This is a genomic window from Flavobacterium sp. FlaQc-48 (genome assembly GCF_044007335.1).
Lineage (GTDB): Bacteria > Bacteroidota > Bacteroidia > Flavobacteriales > Flavobacteriaceae > Flavobacterium.
This window is the reverse complement of sequence record NZ_JBIPCR010000011.1, coordinates 118,323-136,652: the sequence shown is the minus strand read 5'-3', so window position 1 is coordinate 136,652 and position 18,330 is coordinate 118,323. Positions and strand designations below refer to the sequence as shown.

Annotated in this window: 10 protein-coding genes and 3 tRNA genes; 7 read left to right on the top strand and 6 right to left on the bottom strand. The window is 35.1% G+C overall.

The window, feature by feature from the left end; all coding sequences use genetic code 11:
• Nucleotides 1-8: 8 nt before the first annotated feature.
• The gene (locus ACHRWY_RS17580; RefSeq protein WP_395356419.1) at nucleotides 9-986 is read right to left on the bottom strand and encodes a hypothetical protein; all 978 of its coding nucleotides are present in this window, start codon (nucleotides 984-986) and stop codon (nucleotides 9-11) included.
• A 101-nt stretch (nucleotides 987-1,087) separates the two neighbouring features.
• Here ACHRWY_RS17580 and proS point away from each other — a divergent pair, with 101 nt between their 5' ends.
• The 6 genes from proS (at nucleotide 1,088) to ACHRWY_RS17550 (ending at nucleotide 4,058) form a co-directional block, all read left to right on the top strand.
• Nucleotides 1,088-2,566, top strand: a complete 1,479-nt coding sequence (proS, locus tag ACHRWY_RS17575) for a proline--tRNA ligase (protein WP_395356418.1) — start codon at nucleotides 1,088-1,090, stop codon at nucleotides 2,564-2,566.
• A 77-nt stretch (nucleotides 2,567-2,643) separates the two neighbouring features.
• Nucleotides 2,644-2,715, top strand: a tRNA-Glu gene (locus ACHRWY_RS17570).
• A 44-nt stretch (nucleotides 2,716-2,759) separates the two neighbouring features.
• Nucleotides 2,760-2,834 (top strand) — tRNA-Glu (locus ACHRWY_RS17565).
• Between the two features lie 41 nt (nucleotides 2,835-2,875).
• Nucleotides 2,876-2,947, top strand: a tRNA-Glu gene (locus ACHRWY_RS17560).
• 153 nt (nucleotides 2,948-3,100) lie between these two features.
• Nucleotides 3,101-3,352, top strand: a complete 252-nt coding sequence (rpsT, locus tag ACHRWY_RS17555) for a 30S ribosomal protein S20 (RefSeq protein WP_055095632.1) — start codon at nucleotides 3,101-3,103, stop codon at nucleotides 3,350-3,352.
• Nucleotides 3,353-3,653: 301 nt separating this feature from the next.
• The gene (locus tag ACHRWY_RS17550; RefSeq protein WP_395356416.1) at nucleotides 3,654-4,058 is read left to right on the top strand and encodes an XRE family transcriptional regulator; all 405 of its coding nucleotides are present in this window, start codon (nucleotides 3,654-3,656) and stop codon (nucleotides 4,056-4,058) included.
• A 116-nt stretch (nucleotides 4,059-4,174) separates the two neighbouring features.
• On the opposite strand, the gene ACHRWY_RS17545 is transcribed toward ACHRWY_RS17550, so the two are convergent.
• Nucleotides 4,175-4,588: a response regulator gene (locus tag ACHRWY_RS17545; RefSeq protein ID WP_395356415.1), complete on the bottom strand. Its 414-nt coding sequence runs from the start codon at nucleotides 4,586-4,588 to the stop codon at nucleotides 4,175-4,177.
• Between the two features lie 6 nt (nucleotides 4,589-4,594).
• The gene (locus ACHRWY_RS17540) at nucleotides 4,595-6,304 is read right to left on the bottom strand and encodes a PAS domain-containing protein (RefSeq protein WP_395356414.1); all 1,710 of its coding nucleotides are present in this window, start codon (nucleotides 6,302-6,304) and stop codon (nucleotides 4,595-4,597) included.
• 168 nt (nucleotides 6,305-6,472) lie between these two features.
• On the opposite strand from ACHRWY_RS17540, the gene typA reads away from it, so the two are divergent.
• The gene (typA, locus tag ACHRWY_RS17535) at nucleotides 6,473-8,269 is read left to right on the top strand and encodes a translational GTPase TypA (protein ID WP_302097183.1); all 1,797 of its coding nucleotides are present in this window, start codon (nucleotides 6,473-6,475) and stop codon (nucleotides 8,267-8,269) included.
• A gap of 102 nt (nucleotides 8,270-8,371) precedes the next feature.
• On the opposite strand, the gene ACHRWY_RS17530 is transcribed toward typA, so the two are convergent.
• The 3 genes from ACHRWY_RS17530 to ACHRWY_RS17520 form a co-directional block, all read right to left on the bottom strand.
• On the bottom strand, nucleotides 8,372-11,155 hold the full coding sequence (locus ACHRWY_RS17530) for a T9SS type B sorting domain-containing protein (RefSeq protein WP_395356413.1): 2,784 nt from the start codon (nucleotides 11,153-11,155) through the stop codon (nucleotides 8,372-8,374).
• A 134-nt stretch (nucleotides 11,156-11,289) separates the two neighbouring features.
• Nucleotides 11,290-15,792: a T9SS type B sorting domain-containing protein gene (locus tag ACHRWY_RS17525; RefSeq protein ID WP_395356412.1), complete on the bottom strand. Its 4,503-nt coding sequence runs from the start codon at nucleotides 15,790-15,792 to the stop codon at nucleotides 11,290-11,292.
• A 172-nt stretch (nucleotides 15,793-15,964) separates the two neighbouring features.
• The gene (locus ACHRWY_RS17520) at nucleotides 15,965-18,319 is read right to left on the bottom strand and encodes a choice-of-anchor L domain-containing protein (RefSeq protein WP_395356411.1); all 2,355 of its coding nucleotides are present in this window, start codon (nucleotides 18,317-18,319) and stop codon (nucleotides 15,965-15,967) included.
• Nucleotides 18,320-18,330 lie beyond the last annotated feature (11 nt).

The following is an 18,330-nucleotide window of genomic DNA, read 5'->3' as shown; positions in this document are numbered from 1 at the left end:
AGAAGAGGTTATCTTCTTCCACCACCACCGCCACCATATGATCTTCCACCACCGCCGCCACCGCCGCCGGATGATCTCATGCTTCCGCCTCCGCTGTTCATTGAACGTGACGGGCTAGGAGAGTAACTTCTGGATGAGCTGCCGTTATCATAGCTTCTCGTTGCGTTACTGTTTGATGATCTTCTGTTAGAATAGTCATAACTATTGTTTTGTCCCTGAGATGAACTTCTTCTGTTGCTGAAATTTGAGTTTGAATAGTCGTATGTTCTTCCATTCGTGTTAGCGCTTCTTCTGAAGTCTGTATACCCGCTTTGTCTATTGGTGGTATAGTTTCTGTTTGAATTGTAATTTCGGGTAGTATAACTTCTGTTTGTGGTGAAGCTTCTGTTGGTGTAATTTCTGTTAGAGGCGTAGTTTCTTCCGCTATAGTAAGCAGCAGATCCTCTTCTTCCATAATTATAGGAGTAATTATTATATCGGTAACCAGGTCCCCAATATCCAGGGTATCCCCAACCCGGATAACCCCATCCAGGTCCCCAATAGCTAGGGTAGCCCCAGTAACCTGCGTAGCCTCCGTAACCCCATCCGTAGTAAGGATATCCAAATCCAAATCCAAAGCCCATTGACCATGAAGGATCAGAATATACGTTTACTGAAACATCTGTATTGGCGCTTCCCCAGGCAGGATAAGCCGTGCTGGCAACTTGAGTACTGTCATTATCGCTGTAATTACCGTAACTATCGACATCGGTAAAGATTTCCGTTGACTGATTGTCATCTTGTAAAGATTTGAAGTAATCTCTATATTGATTATTTGTGCTTGTGGTATTTGTCTGAGCATATCTGTTGGTTGAATTACCATATACGCCATCATTATCATGGTAGGAGGTATTTTGGTAAGAACCACATGATGCAAGTAGAAAACTCAATAATCCAATTAAGTAAAAATGACTTGAGTTTTGGCGGAGAGTAGCATAAGTTTTCATATCTGTGGTGTTTTTTATTGTTGCACATTACAAAAATAGTTAGTTTTGTCAAACTATTTAGTTAAAATTATTAAAACAAAATTTGTGCCAAACTATTCAATATGAGTAAGAACCTCACTACAAGATCAGAAGATTATTCGAAATGGTATAACGAACTGGTTGTTAAAGCAGATCTAGCCGAAAATTCAGGAGTAAGAGGATGTATGGTAATTAAACCATACGGATATGCTATTTGGGAAAAAATGCAGGCTGAGTTAGACAGAATGTTTAAGGAAACAGGACATCAAAATGCGTACTTTCCATTATTTGTGCCTAAGAGCATGTTTGAGGCTGAAGAAAAAAATGCAGAAGGATTTGCAAAAGAATGTGCTATTGTAACCCATTACAGGTTAAAAAATGATCCGGATAAGCCGGGAAAATTAATGGTTGATCCAAATGCTAAGCTGGAAGAAGAGCTAATTGTTCGTCCTACCAGTGAAGCTATTATCTGGTCTACTTATAAAGGTTGGGTGCAATCTTACAGAGATTTACCTTTACTGATCAATCAATGGGCTAATGTGGTTCGTTGGGAAATGCGTACGCGCTTATTTTTAAGGACTGCAGAGTTTTTATGGCAGGAAGGTCATACGGCACATGCTACAAAAGCAGAAGCTGTGGAAGAATCCGAAAAAATGATGAATGTTTATGCTGATTTTGTTCAGGATTTTATGGCGATTCCGGTAGTTAAAGGTATAAAAACCGAAACCGAACGTTTTGCGGGTGCTGATGAAACCTATTGTATTGAAGCTTTAATGCAGGACGGAAAAGCATTGCAGGCGGGAACGTCTCACTTTTTAGGGCAAAACTTTGCAAAAGCATTTGATGTTAAGTTTGCTAATGCAGAAGGGAAACAAGAGCATGTATGGGGAACATCATGGGGGGTGTCAACTCGTTTAATGGGTGCATTGGTTATGACGCATTCTGATGATCAGGGATTGGTATTGCCTCCAAATTTAGCGCCAATACAAGTTGTTATTGTGCCTATTTATAAAACAGATGAGCAATTAGCAGAGATTACAACTGCAGTTAATGATTTGACCGCTAAACTTAAGAAATTGAAAATTTCAGTTAAATATGATGACAGAACAACTCAAAAACCAGGATTCAAGTTTGCTGAATGGGAATTAAAAGGGGTGCCTGTTAGAATTGCTGTTGGTCCGAAAGATTTAGAAAACGGAACTTTTGAAGTTGCCAGACGTGATAGATTGACAAAAGAGACTGTTTCTGGCGAAGGAATCGTTACCTATATAAATGACTTGCTGGAGCAGATTCAGGCTGATTTATTTAACAAAGCATTAGACTATCGTAATACTCATATTACTGAAGTAAATAGTTTTGAGGAATTTAAGGAAGTTTTAGACGGAAAAGCAGGGTTTGTATCGGCTCATTGGGATGGTACAGCTGCGACTGAAGAGAAAATAAAAGACTTAACAAAAGCAACAATTCGTTGTATTCCTCTCGATGCTGTAGAAGAGGCGGGAACCTGTGTGTTTACTGGGAATCCTTCTTCAAAAAGAGTGTTGTTTGCTAAGGCATATTAATTTTTTTTAATTTTTTTTGCATCAGGTATTGTACATCTTAAAAATAGTTGTATTTTTGCATCCGCATTAGAGAAGCAGGCCCGTTCGTCTATCGGTTAGGACGCATGGTTTTCATCCATGTAAGAGCGGTTCGATTCCGCTACGGGCTACTACTTTTACTGCGGGATTTTCTTGAAATACTGAAAATTAAAATGGCCCGTTCGTCTATCGGTTAGGACGCATGGTTTTCATCCATGTAAGAGCGGTTCGATTCCGCTACGGGCTACCAAATTTCAATTTATTAAAATTGAAGAAAACTTAGAGGATACTGGTCTGTTCGTCTAGGGGTTAGGACTCCAGGCTTTCGTCCTGGTAACAGGGGTTCGATTCCCTTACAGACTACTGAAATTAGTTGTAAATAAGTTTTGTAAAATAAAAATTGGTGTCTCGATTTTTGTTTTATTAGTTAAAACCAAAGTGATTGTTTTGCAATTGTGGGAGGTTTTTCTTTTTTAACTAGTATATAATAATTATTACATCTAAAATTAAAAAAAAATGGCAAATCATAAGTCAGCATTAAAAAGAATCAGAAGTAACGAAAAAAGAAGAGTTCTTAACAGATATCAGCATAAAACTACTCGTAATGCTATTAAAGCATTAAGAATAGCTACTGATAAAGCTGATGCTACTTCAAAATTATCAACTGTAATCTCTATGATTGATAAATTAGCTAAAAAGAACATCATTCATGATAATAAAGCTTCTAACCTGAAGTCTAAATTAACTAAGCATGTTGCTAAATTGTAATTAATTACAATTTCCTAAGATATATAAAAGTCCTCTGCAAAGAGGACTTTTTTTTTACTTAAAAATGAAATTCGAGAATAAATAAATTCGAATTTTTGGTTTTTATTGGATCAGTTGCAAAAGTTAGGGGATCAAGATGGGAAACTTTGGAGTAATAAAAATTAAAGAGGATGGTCTATATGAAATGCAGATATAATATCTGACAAAATGGATATATTACTGGATGTTTTTTATCTTTGAAACTTAGGCTTTTAATCCAAGCGGTTTTATCTTTGAGTCTTTAGAAAAATTGATATTCTTTATGGAACAGAAAATACATCAGGGAAGAAACGTAAAACGCTTCAGAGAAATGCTTGGTATCAAACAAGAAACATTGGCTTTTGATCTGGGAAAGGAGTGGAATCAAAAAAAAATTTCTATGCTGGAGCAAAAAGATGTAATTGAAGATGATTTGCTTAATCAAATCTCAAACTCATTAAAAATTCCTGTTGAAGCTTTTCAGAACTTTGATGAGCAGCAATCAATAAATATTATTTCTAATACTTTTCACGATACTCAGGGTTTGATAAATTATAACCCAACTTTTAATAATAATCCAATCGACAAATTAATTCAGCTCCATGATGAAAAAATAGCTTTATACGAGCGCATGTTAAAGGAGAAAGATGAAATGATGTCAAGGCTTGAAAAGTTAATTGCTAAATAATAATTTGTACGATATTAATTCCATAAAGAGGCTTTTTAGTCTCTTTTTTTTGTTTTTGAATTTAAAACATTCCGCTGGAACATTTGCACTTCTTTTTCAAAATAGTGTAAGATTGACTAAAGATCCATTTTCTTTTTAAGATACTCCAACATAGGCTGGGTGATGGGTTTTGAAAGGAAATCGATTATGATAGGGTATTTTTTTGCTTTAGCAAGATCTTCAGGATCAATAGTGGAAGATAATACAATTACTCTCGCTGTGTTGAACTCCCTGTAGTCAGGTGAAGTGAAATGATCCAGGAATTCCCAGCCGCCCATTACCGGCATGTTTAAGTCCAGAAAGATCAATTCAGGTTTTTTGTTTATTTTGTTTTTATTGTTGGTGTATTTTAAAGTATTGAAATGATGTAATGCTTCCTCGCCATTTTGAGCAGTGATAATTTCATTTGAAAATGATGATTTTGAAATTACTTTTTTGCACAACATTAACGTAATCGGATCGTCGTCAATGCATAAAATTTGCTGAAGCATAATGTATTAATTTTTAAATGTTATTGTAAATGTAGTTCCTTTATTGACTTCGCTTTCAATGCTGATTGTTCCTCCCATAGTTTCGACTTGTGATTTTACAAGATATAATCCCAGTCCTTTACTGTCGGGGTAATTATGGAATCTTTGGTACAAGCCAAATACTTTGTCACGGTTGCGATCTAGATCAATTCCAATTCCGTTATCTTTAAAAGTCAAGATTACTTTTTGTTCTGTTTTTTCGGCAGTGATAGAAATTTTTAATTTTCTGTTTTCTGACTTGTATTTTATAGAGTTGGTAAGGAGGTTTAATAAAATGCTTTCAATATAGGCTTTGTTGGTATTTAATAAAGGTACTTTGTCAAATTTTAGCCTGATAATAGGTTTGTGTAATTCGATTTGAAATGATAACTGACTAAATACATTTTCGAATACTTCCTGTAAAGAAACCTCTTCTTTTTGCATCGAAGGATTGTCTTTGATAATGATGACTTTTACTAAATCATTGATGGTTTCGTTTAATAAATGAGTGGATTTAGTGAAGCCGTTTAGGATTTCTTCCAATTCGGGGTTGTCAATAGGAATATCATCAATAAGGTTTAAAAGGCCAATTAGATTGGATAATGGGGCACGCAGATTGTGTGAGGTAATATAAGAAAATTGTTTTAGGTCTTTGTTGTTTTGTGTTAGTTCACGGATTAAATGCTCTTTTTCTGTTTCTAGTTTTTTTTCGTCCGTAATATCTCTTTGTATTGAAATCCAGTGTGTGATTACGCCTTCGTTGTTAAAAATAGGAATCATGGCAAATCTAACCCAGTATTCTTCTTTTTGTTTTGTGTATGTTATGGTTTCTATCAAACATTCTTCTTCATTTTTTATGGCTTTCAAAAGTTTCTTTAGTTCTTCTGAATCTGATTTTGGCCCTTTGAAGATACTCGCAGATTTACCAATAATTTCACTGGACAGATAGCCGGACATTTGAGAAAAAGCAGGATTGACATAAACGATTTTTGGAATTCTCCGATTTACAGAGTTGGCTTCTGTGATTAAGATAGAATCTTTAGACTGGGTAATTACTGTTTCTAAAAGTTTTAGTCGTTGTTCTTCTTCTTTTTGTTTGGTAATATCCTGAATGGCTCCAATCATTCTGATAGCCCTTCCATTTTCGTCTTTTAGTAAAAAACCTCTGTCTAAAACATACTTGTAGCTTCCGTCGGCACATCTAAAGCGATATTGATCCTGCCATTTTTCGGTTTTTTGTTCAATAAATGAGTAGAGTTTGATAGACATTCTGATGCTGTCTTCGGGGTGGATTTTGTCAAACCACCACTTTGATGTTTTGCCTACTTCGGCCGGATCGTAACCAAAAACGCTTTCGATTCCTTTGTTCCAATTTATGCTGTCTTCCTGGATTTTCCAGTCCCAAATAGTATCACTTGTTGCTTTTGCTACAATGTCATATTTTTCATTTGATTCTTTGATTTCCTCGTTTGTCTCTTTTAATTTTTTAAAAACGGCTATGTTTCTTTTTTCGTTTTTAGAGAGTATGTATTTGAAAAATAGTGCAGTAGTGAAAATGAAAAAAATATCTTTCAGAAAATAAATAAAAAAATACCCGGTCTTGGAAAAGTGTGTAATAAGTAATTTATGACAGACAATTGCCACAAATAACGATATGATAATATAAACCAGAGTAATTTGTAAAGTTTTGCTTTTCATTACTCAAATATAGTTAAATTAACTATAATTAAACAATAACAAAAGTTCAAATTACACTTAAATTTACGTTGTGTTTAACGAACTAATTACTTGGATATACGCAAACTATCACAGAAACGTTTTTTATATCAAAATAAAGTGTACCTTTGCACCCATTAAAAATCACAGATGGAATCTATTAGAAATATTGCAATTATTGCCCACGTCGATCACGGTAAAACCACTTTGGTTGATAAAATTATGTATCACTGTCAATTATTTCGTGACAACGAAAATACAGGTGATTTAATTCTTGATAATAACGATTTAGAGCGTGAAAGAGGTATTACTATTACTTCTAAAAACGTTTCTGTTCAATACAAAGGAACAAAAATCAATATTATTGACACTCCTGGCCACGCGGATTTTGGAGGTGAAGTAGAACGTGTATTGAACATGGCCGATGGTGTATGTTTGCTAGTGGATGCTTTTGAAGGTCCAATGCCACAAACTCGTTTTGTATTACAAAAAGCTATTGACTTAGGTTTGAAACCTTGTGTAGTGATCAATAAAGTTGATAAGGAAAACTGTACTCCTGAAGAAGTTCATGAAAAAGTTTTTGACTTAATGTTTGAATTAGGTGCTTCTGAAGAACAATTAGATTTCCCAACTGTTTATGGTTCTGCTAAAAACAACTGGATGTCTGACGATTGGAAAAACCAAACAGATAACATCGAGCCTTTATTAGACATGGTAATCAAAAATGTGCCAGCTCCTAAGGTATCTGAAGGAACTCCACAAATGTTGATCACATCATTAGATTTCTCTGCTTTTACAGGTCGTATCGCTATTGGTCGTCTTGAAAGAGGAATTTTAAATGAAGGTATGCCAATTTCTTTGGTAAAAAGAGATGGTAAAGTAATAAAATCACGTATTAAGGAATTACATACTTTTGAAGGTTTAGGCCGTAAAAAAGTACAACAGGTAATTGCTGGAGATATTTGTGCAATTATTGGTGTTGAAGGTTTTGAAATTGGAGATACTATCGCTGATGCCGAAAATCCGGAGGCTTTACAAACTATTGCTATTGATGAGCCTACAATGAGTATGTTATTTACAATTAACGACTCACCTTTCTTTGGTAAAGAGGGTAAATTTGTAACTTCTCGCCATATTAGAGAAAGACTAACAAAAGAATTAGAGAAAAACTTAGCTATGAAGTTAGGTGAAACTGATTCTGCTGATAAATTCATGGTTTTTGGCCGTGGAGTACTTCACTTATCTGTTCTTATTGAAACAATGAGAAGAGAAGGGTATGAGTTACAAATTGGTCAGCCACAAGTTATCATCAAAGAAATTGATGGTAAAAAATGTGAGCCAATTGAGGAATTGACAATCGATTTACCGGAAAACCTTTCAGGAAGAGCAGTTGAATTCGTTACAATGCGTAAAGGAGAAATGCTTTCTATGGAAACTAAAGGGGAACGTATGATTGTAAAATTTAATATTCCATCACGTGGAATTATTGGATTGCGTAACCAATTACTTACTGCAACAGCTGGTGAGGCTATTATGGCGCACCGTTTTATAGGATATGAGCCTTACAAAGGAGAAATTGCCGGACGTAACAAAGGTTCATTGATTTCTATGGAAAAAGGAAAAGCTATTCCTTATTCTATCGATAAATTGCAAGATCGTGGTAAGTTTTTTGTTGAACCAAATGCTGAAATTTACGAAGGTCAGGTAATTGGAGAAAACTCTCGTGCTGATGATATGTGTGTAAACGTAACTAAAGAGAAAAAACAATCTAACGTTCGTTCTTCTGGAAATGATGAAAAAGCGAGAATTATTCCACCAATTATTTTCTCTCTTGAAGAAGCTTTAGAGTACATTCAAAAAGATGAATATGTAGAGGTTACACCAAAATCTATTCGTTTGAGAAAAATCTATTTAACAGAAACTGATAGAAAAAGATTTAAAATCTAATACGTTTTAAATTTCAATATAGAAATCCCAAATTCCATTACGGAGTTTGGGATTTTTTTTGATTAGATAATGAATGATTTTGATGTTCAGAATTTTTAGAGCTTATCTTTTTAGGCTAAAATGACCTTTGGCTTCTCTGCCATCTTCTAGTTTTATGGTAAACCAGTAATCTGATGAAGGCATGGGTTCCTTTGTATAAGTTCCGTCCCAACCTTGTTCGAAAGGAGATAATTGCTTTAATAGTTTTCCGTAACGGTCATAAATGTAAATAACTGCATTTTTGTAGAGTGGGTCATTTATTCCATTAAAATTCCAATAATCATTATACCCATCATTGTTTGGTGTGAAATATTTGGGAGCATTTAGAACGGCAAAACTTTTTGTTATCCGGCCACAACCATCAATGCTTTCGATAATTAATTCATGAAAACCTCCGGGAATATTTTCAAAGACTTCAGAATTTTGAAATTCACTATACGTTCCGTCCTGAAAATGAATCCTATATTGATAATCTTCCGGATTTTGTACATCTATAATCACTTCATTTAAAGTGTTTAAATCATTTATTTCTAATTGGTTTAGAATAGGCATACGGGATAGTTTTACAGGATGCTCTGAAGTTGCTGTACATCCGGATTTATTTTTGATGGTAAGGGTGTAATTTCCTTCCTGATTAACCGTAATGGTTGGCGCTGTAGCACCATTAGACCATAAATAGGTATAATCATTCATTTGAGATAACGGAATGCCGGATTCTAAAACGGCAACTGTATTTGATCCGGTTTCGCAAATTACTTTTTGTTGTGCATTTATTAAAACCGGAGCTGCTTCAACGACAAGTTCAAATTTTCCGGTTCCATAACAGCCATCACTATTTTCGGCTCTTATAAATACTGTTTTAGAATTTGTAGTTATGGTGTTTTTTATCTCATTTAAGGATAATGAAGCATCACTTTCGCTATTGTAAAAGAATAATTTAACATCAGAAGGCAAATTTAACTGGGCTTTGATATTTTGTTTTTTCTCTTCTAAATCAAATATTGCTTTTCCTTCGCCTAAATCACATTTATGAAGATCTTCGGGAGAGATAAAAATACTCGGATTTGCTTGCAGAATTATTGTTGCAATACTATAACATGCTGAGTTTTGTTGGCTTATTTTTGCATAAAGTACTTCTTTTGGAACTGTATTTTTATAAATTGGATTTAAAGAAGATGAGTCATTAGTATCTGTTTCGGCTTCATTTTGGCTGTGATAATAAAATACTTCATAATCTTTATTTCCTAATGCAATTGCTTCATTTGCAGCAGAAAGATTAAAAGTAGCCAATCCGTCTAATGAATTGTTGTCCTGTGTATCACATTGAATCAGTTTGTAAGGCGTGGTAATTACAGCTGGTTTATCGAAAATAGTTATTGTTTTTTCAAGCGGCTCTCTGTTTTCTCCATTTACTGTTTTTATTAAGGTTACCTTATAATCTCCGGCTGTTGCATAAGTATGATAGGCATTTTTATCGTTAGAAGTGTTTCCATCCCCAAAGTTCCACAATACACTATCTATTGTCTCGGTCGAATTAATATAAAAATGTGTTGATTGCCCTAAACAATTAAATTCATAATCAAAAGTATATAGAAATAAAGAGGTGATAAAAGGAGGAAGTCCCAGTTTTGAAGTCCCGCTTTTCAGATCAATTTTGTTTTGAATAAAATTACAATTAGTCCCATCGGCTTCAGGATTATTGATTACTGATATTTTGGTGATGTTATTGTCTGTAAGTGAATAACCTGACCGGTAAATTTTTTCGTCTATGGCGAGTTGAAGTGCTCCTGCAACATAATTAGAAGTGTTTATGATTTGCATTGAGTTTGCAATATTATCTTTTTTTAAATCAAACTGAATTAAACTGCTCCTTTGAGAGATTCCGCGTACATCATACGTGTTGTACGTCATGTATAGTTTTGATGATTTTGCGGAAAATTCTATTCCGTAAGGATCACAATTATTGTACAGTAAAGTTTCATTACTTAAAATACCGGTGTTAGCATCAAAATTATAAAGACATACATTTCCTGTTCTTCTTTTTATCTGACCATTTGCATCCAGATCATTTGAAGTTTTTGTAGACATATTGGCAATTGCAATTCTTTTTCCATTGGGAGATGCTTTTAGATATCCAATTGCATTTGAATTGTAGCCACCCAAAGGAATATCCTGTGAAGTTATTGTTTTAACTGGAGTTTGTTCGACACCATTTGCGCCTATTTTAAAGCTATAGAAAGTATTTTTGAAATGAGTTACAACCCAGAATGAAAGACCATCGCTATGTTGTACGGCAGTAATTTTTTCTGAGCACTTAAACTTTGTGTCTTCTGCATTGTTTACATCATAGGTAATAAGAGGAATATTCTTTTCAGAAGAAACAATATCCCCCAAACCATTGTTTAATCTTAAATCAACTATAGAATAATTTAATCCGCTATTGGGAGGTGATTCATCATTTGAAGGGTTGTTATCTACGTTAAAAGGATTGGGCTCATCTACCGTAAAAATGTAATATAGATTGGGGTCTTTTGGTTTTGGAACTATAATTGCAGATTGTGTACTGGATCGATGTCCTAACAACCCGGTTCCGTTTGGCATTACCTGATGGCTTTTATCATAGACAAGTGAGCCATCTGTATAAAAAAGTAAGTTTCCGTTTTTGTCAGAAATAGTAGTACAACCTTCGTTGGTAAATAATTTTCCGTTGGTTAAGGCAACGGGATTTCCGGAATTAAAATCTAATCCTGCTCCATAACCAAAATACCAAATTGCAGCTTCTTTTTGAGCAGAAACCGGTATTGCAAATAGCAAGAAAATGAATAATAATAATCGGATAGATTTCATATATTTCTCATTATGATCAAATATACAAAATCGTGTAATATGTAAATTAAAAAGAATTTTTATCTTTTTAAGCTAAAATGATCTGTAATGCTTTTTCGTTTTTTTAAATCTGTATCATTGGAATGTTCTATTCGTTATCTTTTAAGACTAAAATGACCTTTTACTTCGCGACCATCTTCTAGTTTCAAAGTGTACCAATAATCGTCTGCGGGCATTGGACTGCCTGCGTAGGTTCCGTCCCACCCGTTGCCTGAAGTGGTGATTTGCTTGATTAATTTACCATATCTATCAAAAACAAGAATTTTGGCACCAGAATTAAAAGCTTCATTTACTCCTTTTATGTTCCAATAGTCGTTATAACCATCGTTATTTGGGGTGAAAAATTTAGGAACTCCAAGTACTGCTATAGTTTTTGAAATGGTTCCGCAACCATTTTTATCATGAATATAGAGTTCATGAATGCCGGAAGGAATATTTTCAAAGAAATTAGATTCCTGAAAAGGACCAGTGGACTCATCAATACTGTACTCATAATCCCCGGTTCCCGAAACGTTTGCCTGAACAGTATTATAATCTGACAGGTCTGAGATAGAAACAGAATCCAGATGTGCAATATCAGAGGCAGCTACAGTAATGTTTCGGGTTCTGCTGCAGCTGTTTTCGTCTTTTGTAAAAACTTCTACGGTGTATTTGCCTTCTTCATTTACATCTAAGGTTTCATGGGTTTCGCCTGGAATTACATTTCCATCTTTTGACCAGATATAGGTATAATTGCCGGCAGTGACATTTCCTATAATTCCTGCATCAAGTTGTATAAAAAAAGAAGGTAAATTCGAGCATACTAATTTATCTGCAACCAGATTACTGCTGGTGTCAATGTTGGGTTTTGGATTTACTTTTAGGGTTATATATGCTCCTAATCCAAAACAGGCATTGTCCAGATTGCTGTCAACACGAACCCAAATTTTTTGTTGGTCTGCTATTGTATTTCTATAACTTGAAGGATCTGTTATAGCATTGATTTCTGCTAAAGCATCAGTTTCACCAGTATAATATTTTATGGAATAATTTGCACCAGAAGAAGGAAGCATGCCCTGAATGTCATTTGTTACACTGCTAAAATCAAAGGTTGCAATTCCGTCTATGTCACTATTAGCGGCATCGATAAAATCGTCGCAAACGGTAAACAACCTTTTAAAATTTGGATTGATTTGCGTTGTTGAAACTACCAGATTTAATTGAGCGACCGAAAAACATCCATTTGAATTCTCCACTCTTACCCAGATATTTTTATTGCTGGTACTTGAAAACGCAAGGGGATTTGCAATTAATGCAGCAGGGTCTTTTGTGTTTGCACCTGGCAAAGTCGTATAGTAAGAGAATATTTCGTTAGTAGAATTGGCTGAAATAAAACTGTTTTTTTCGGTTATATTAAAGTTGGAAATCCCGTCAGTATCATCATCACATTGAACCAGAGTAATTGGAGAGTTTAAAATAGGTAAAGCAAAAAGACTTAGTTTTACAGCGTTAGAAGAGATTAATCCGCACGCATTATTATAGCGGTTTAATTGAACACGATATAGGTAATCATTCATGGCAGTATTTGCTTTTTGGATCGTTACAGCTGCAGTTTTTGTTCCGGAATAATTTGTATTATCAGTCAATGTAGTCCATGTCTTTCCGCTGTCCGTAGAAAGTTGCCATTGAAAAGTATCCGCATCTGAGACAATACTAAAAGTAGCTTTTTGCGATTCACAAACTGTTTGGTTCGCGGGTTGTTGAGTAGTTAAAATAGGAGCAGCAAAATGAATATAATTCATGTTAGGAGTGGTATACCCATCGGTTCCACTGGTTACGGCTCCACGAGGGTTTATCATAACCGGTATATTTCCTAATTGACCATCAAGATCCGGATCTGTAAATCCGGCTTCTGTAACATCATTGCAACCATCGTTGTCACTGTCAATTTCAGTATAATTTTTTAGGCCATCGCTATCAGCATCTGAAACAGTATAGTTTAAGATGCCACTATCGGGACTTGTTTCTAAAGAATCTGATAATCCATTGGTTCCAAAAGCATTTCCGTCAATAATTCCGTCCTTGTTAAGATCAGGAGCATTACTTCCTGACTCGGCCAAATCGTATATACCGTCATTGTCGCTGTCCAGATCAAGATAATTTGGAACACCATCATTATCAGTATCAATTGGTGGTACGGAAAGGCTAAAAATGTCATCCATTCCATCCAGATTGGTATCAGTGTTAGATAGAGCTATTGGTTTTATTTGTGATTCAATGGCATCCGGGATACCATCATTGTCTGAATCTAAATCTACCTGATCAGGAATTCCGTCGCCATCAGTATCTTTTGGTACACAAGTGGCAATAAGTCTAAATGTTGATTTGTTTCCGGCAGTATCCAACAGGTTTTTATGTGTAATTTTTAAGGACTGCGTTTGATAAGATTGAAATTTGAATGTGCCTGTTCCGGCCGGTAACGGAACAGTTCCGTTTAATCTGAAACGAATTTCGAAAGAAGAGAACTGAGTAATGCCACTTTCGTAAATTCCATCATAATTGGTGTCAATTAATAATTGATTATCAGGATTCAGTACAGTAACAGTTTTATCAATGTCTGAGTTGATACTGTATTCGGAATCAGAGTTTAATAAATCGGTTGTATTTGCAGTAGCGGCATATTCTAACCTAAGATTTATGGGTTTTGCAAAATTCATGCTATAGCTGGCCGAAAAATCTTTTCCAGCCATAACTTCAGTAACAAAACTTCCATCTGTGTTTCCTGTAAAAGGAACTGTGGCGGCAGGTATTGTGTTGGCAATTGTACCCAGAAAAGAATTGGAATAAGTTCCTGCTTTTACCAGGCCTGCACTTGGATTTGAGATATTTATAGGCATATCTCCATAAGATTCGGTGCAGTTTGTTATGCCGTCGTTGTCATAATCGATATCTATATTGTCGTTTACTAAATCATTGTCAAGATTAAGAGGGCATAAGCTTACCGGAATTTTGTCTGAGAAAATATTACTTAGACAACCTGAAATACTTCCTCTTACCTGATAAAAACCAGGTTGGGCAGGAGTGAAGTTGTTTTTAGTTTCTCCTGGGATTATAACATCATCTTTGTACCATTGAAAAGTGTCATAAGATGATAAAGAATTGATTTTTAAAGATACATTTGGGATGCATGCTGATCCGGTTAAGGCAATTTTACCACTTACAATTTCCGGTTTTAAGTCAAAACCTGAATAATAGCCCCCATAAGTTGCAGCTCCATTGGTCCCAAAATAAGAAACATATACTTGCTTTGTTGATTTGATCGCTATATTGCCAGATAAAGCTGCGACGTTATAGCGCACAAATGCTGTTGTTCCCGGGATTGCAACAGATGGAGCCGTTATGGGAGTGTTATTTAATAAAACTGTAGCACCGGTTTCGGTCACAATATTTAGAAAACCAGTAAAAGTATTATTGCCAATAGACTGGATTTGGGGGATGTTGTCTACTGTATTGGGTGTTGCACAATTTATAGGGGGAACAAAAAATAAATTTTGATTGGCAGGACTTTCGTTTCCTCCAATGCTTTGATAAGCAAACACGTTAGCGGATGTTTTTACATATAAACTTCCGTTACTAAACAGGCTTCCGTCAATGGCTACGTATTCTCCGCTATTAAGTGTAGTGTATGAAGCAGAAGAACCATTGAGAAATATTTCTGTATTATCATAGTGTGCTACTAATAAAACACGTTCCAGTTCATCTGTTCCAAGACCTTTAATAAAGATATATTCTTTTCCTGTTTTTTCTAATGAAACAATTTGATCAAAACCTACATCTCTTCCTACAGGAGCTAAACCACCATTTTGGGTTGGTCCTAATACGATACTGTTGCTTCCGCCAAACGAACCGGAATTGACTACCACCGGTTTATCTGAAACAACCAGTGCCCCAATCATTTTAGAACTATTTAATACATTAATAGCATCATTATAGTTTTTTAAAGCCAGGACATAACTTTCGTTTTTGTTTAGGGTAACAGTTATTGGCCCGGAAATAATGGTTCCGTCTAAAAGCTGGGTGCCGTTTTGAATATTTGAAATGGTTATTTTGGTTCCGTTTTCTGTAGCCATGATGGAGGCAAAATTCAATAATGTTGCATCAAAAAGCGGGTTTAGCATTGCGCCTAACCTAAAAGTGTTGCCCAGGGCACTGTTTCCTTTAGAAACCAATCCGCCGGCATGATTATAGCCTCCTTGCTCGTTGCGGCCGGCATTGACTCTGGCACTTACATAAATTAAGTCTTCAGCTTCAATAATATAACCGCGATTGGCTACGATGCCAAGACTGTTTAAAGGAGTAAACAATTGCGTATTAAGACCTGTACCAATATAATATCGGTAAGGATTGTTATTGTTTACAGTTCCTGTAATTACACTTCCGCCATTGGCTATGATTTTAAAATTTACATTCGTCACATTCGGAGTTGAGATGTACAGATACTGATCTTCTGCAAATCCTGTAACAGAAACCAATGGAGGAATATAATGTGTTTTGCTAAATTGTGAGAAACAATTTACTGTGCAAAACAGGAACAACATAAAAAGTAATGTTTTTTTCATTGGCTTGGCTAATGGCTTTTTAATGAATTGAATTGCCTAAGCCAAAATAAGGTTTATTTTAATTTCTTTTAAAATAAAGATTTTTTCTTTTTAAAATTTTAAAAATTGAATTTGTGATGATAAATTTTAAAAAAAAGATATAGTTATTGCTTTATCCGGATCAAAGAAAAAATTATCGTTTTAAGCTGAAATGGCCTTTTATAACTCTGCCATCAGCAAAGTTTAAATTAAACCAATAGTCATCAGAAGGCAATTGCTGACTATTAAATAGTCCGTTCCAGCCTGTGCTGTTTTGGTCCATCTGTTTTAGTAATTTTCCGTAACGGTCAAAAATAGAAATTTTATAATCCGGTAACTGGTCAGCATTTTTAATAAACCACAAATCATTATATCCGTCTCCGTTTGGAGTGAAAAATCTGGGATAATCCGCCACATATACTGAAAATAGATTAGAAGATCCGCAACCATTTTTATCTTTTGCTATAGCAGTATAAACTCCTGGTTTTACACTATTGAATAGAGCTTCATCCTGATAAATAGTCCCGTCTAATGAAAATTCGTAATTGCCAACTCCTGTATATTTAATTAATACCGAATTTTCATCACCGGAAAAATCTTTAATCACCGCATCTGTTATAAGAGCTTGTTCAGATAGAATGACTTTAAATTTTTTTGTTTTTTCACAACCATTTATATCTTTTACGATTACTGAATAATCACCGGCTGCATTAACGGTAATATAATTATCAGTACTTCCTGCGTCCCATAAATAACTGGCATAACCTGGAGCTACACTTAAAATTATTTGATCGTCTTTACACAAATATTTAGACTCATCTTCAAAGTTTGGAGGATTAAAGGTGTTTACAACAAGGGTGATGGGTAAAATGTCATAACAATCAGATCCATTAGTAGCTTTGGCATAAATAATCTGGCTAAACGGTGTCGTATTTTTAAAGATGTTTGGTAATGCATTTGCATCTGCTAAAGCATCGTTGGTATTTAAATAATAATTAAAAACGATTCCGTTGGGTAATCCGGCAGAAACCTTTGGTGTAATTTCTGTGCTTAAATCAAATTGATAAAGGCCATCCTGATTTTCATCTCCATCACAAGTCGCGAATGGGTTTTGATTGGCAATAGTGGTGTTTGAGATTTGAAGCGTTACTTCGGCAATTTTAAAACATCCATATTCGTTTTCAAGTCTGGCAAAAACAATTTGACCAGGGGCTTTATTAGTATATTTTTCAGGGGTTAAAATTGGGTTTGTTTTGGTCCGGGCATCAGCCAGGGATTCGTAGTACCCTTTATTTAGGGTTGCGGCAACATTGTTTTTGACGATATTATCTACTTTGGTTAAATTGAAAATTGAAATCCCGTCAGTATTGTCATCACATTGTAATATCGAACTGTTGGCAGAAAGAATTTCCGGGGCATATTCAATTTTAATGTTTCCTGTCGCCACACAAGTTGTACCGGTTAAAGTGGCTTCAACGCGATAGTCTCCTGTTGATTTAACGGTATAAACAGATCCGGTTTCTACAGGGGTAATTTCATTGTAATTGTTAGAAGCATCCTTTTTTAACCACTTAAAAGTATATTTGGTATTGTCTAGATGCGTATCTAGAATTATATCTTCTCCAAAACAAGCCGGATTATTATTTGCAATTGTTTTATCAGTTCCAAAATTAATTGTCGAAGCAAAACTACCGGCTTCTATAAAAACAGCAGAATTGTACTGTCCGGTTGGATCATCTGCAATCACCAGTTTTAAATGATAGGTTTTGTTAGGAACAACTTCAGCATGAGCATTCATTACGACTGTCTGACCGGCATAATTTATAGGACTGGTATTCGTATTGTATCCATTGAAAAAATTCTCGTTTAAAGGATCACATCCGGGATAAGTGGTTGCGTTGATGAAAACCGGATTAATTTTGGGGTGAACTGTAGTAGAAGAAACAGGTATAGTGGTGTTTGGTAATACCGCTAAGTTTTGATACGGATCTGTAGTATTTGCCTCTTTTATCAGAAAAGCAAATCCGTCAGAATAAACACAAGGATAATAGGTTTGATATTCATTTGATGCAAAGACATAATTGAAACTTATCGAGTTTGTCAAAGCTAAAAAGTCAAATTCCAAAACTGTTGCTTGTCTGCTTTGTGTATTGTTTAATGCCTGATTCAGATCCGGATCCCCTGGCCAGTTATTGTTTGTAAATCCTTCGGAGTTGGCCTGTATAAAAGGACCGGCAGCATGTTTACTTGCCGATGTGCTTAAAACTATTCCTCCCGTAAAAGGGAAACTACTCGTTCCGGAATTAAAATAAGCATAACTTTGTCCGGTATTACTGGGGTTTCCAGATGCATTAACAGTTCCGATATTAATACAGGAACTGTTAATTAAAATGTTTTTTACTAATTCTTCGGGTGTTTTTGAGGCATCTACCACAATATTTTGGGCCTTCATTCCAATAGAAAAAAAGCACATAAATAAAGTAAACAAAAAGACTTTAAAATAGTTCATAGTCTTACAAA

What these genes read in the sequence shown, in the direction of transcription:
- ACHRWY_RS17550 (WP_395356416.1), top strand. Translation starts at nt 3,654, where the DNA reads ATGGAACAGAAAATACATCAGGGAAGAAACGTAAAACGCTTCAGAGAA.
- ACHRWY_RS17520 (WP_395356411.1), bottom strand. Translation starts at nt 18,319, where the DNA reads ATGAACTATTTTAAAGTCTTTTTGTTTACTTTATTTATGTGCTTTTTT.
- typA (WP_302097183.1), top strand. Translation starts at nt 6,473, where the DNA reads ATGGAATCTATTAGAAATATTGCAATTATTGCCCACGTCGATCACGGT.
- ACHRWY_RS17530 (WP_395356413.1), bottom strand. Translation starts at nt 11,155, where the DNA reads ATGAAATCTATCCGATTATTATTATTCATTTTCTTGCTATTTGCAATA.
- ACHRWY_RS17525 (WP_395356412.1), bottom strand. Translation starts at nt 15,792, where the DNA reads ATGAAAAAAACATTACTTTTTATGTTGTTCCTGTTTTGCACAGTAAAT.
- ACHRWY_RS17580 (WP_395356419.1), bottom strand. Translation starts at nt 986, where the DNA reads ATGAAAACTTATGCTACTCTCCGCCAAAACTCAAGTCATTTTTACTTA.
- proS (WP_395356418.1), top strand. Translation starts at nt 1,088, where the DNA reads ATGAGTAAGAACCTCACTACAAGATCAGAAGATTATTCGAAATGGTAT.
- rpsT (WP_055095632.1), top strand. Translation starts at nt 3,101, where the DNA reads ATGGCAAATCATAAGTCAGCATTAAAAAGAATCAGAAGTAACGAAAAA.
- ACHRWY_RS17540 (WP_395356414.1), bottom strand. Translation starts at nt 6,304, where the DNA reads ATGAAAAGCAAAACTTTACAAATTACTCTGGTTTATATTATCATATCG.
- ACHRWY_RS17545 (WP_395356415.1), bottom strand. Translation starts at nt 4,588, where the DNA reads ATGCTTCAGCAAATTTTATGCATTGACGACGATCCGATTACGTTAATG.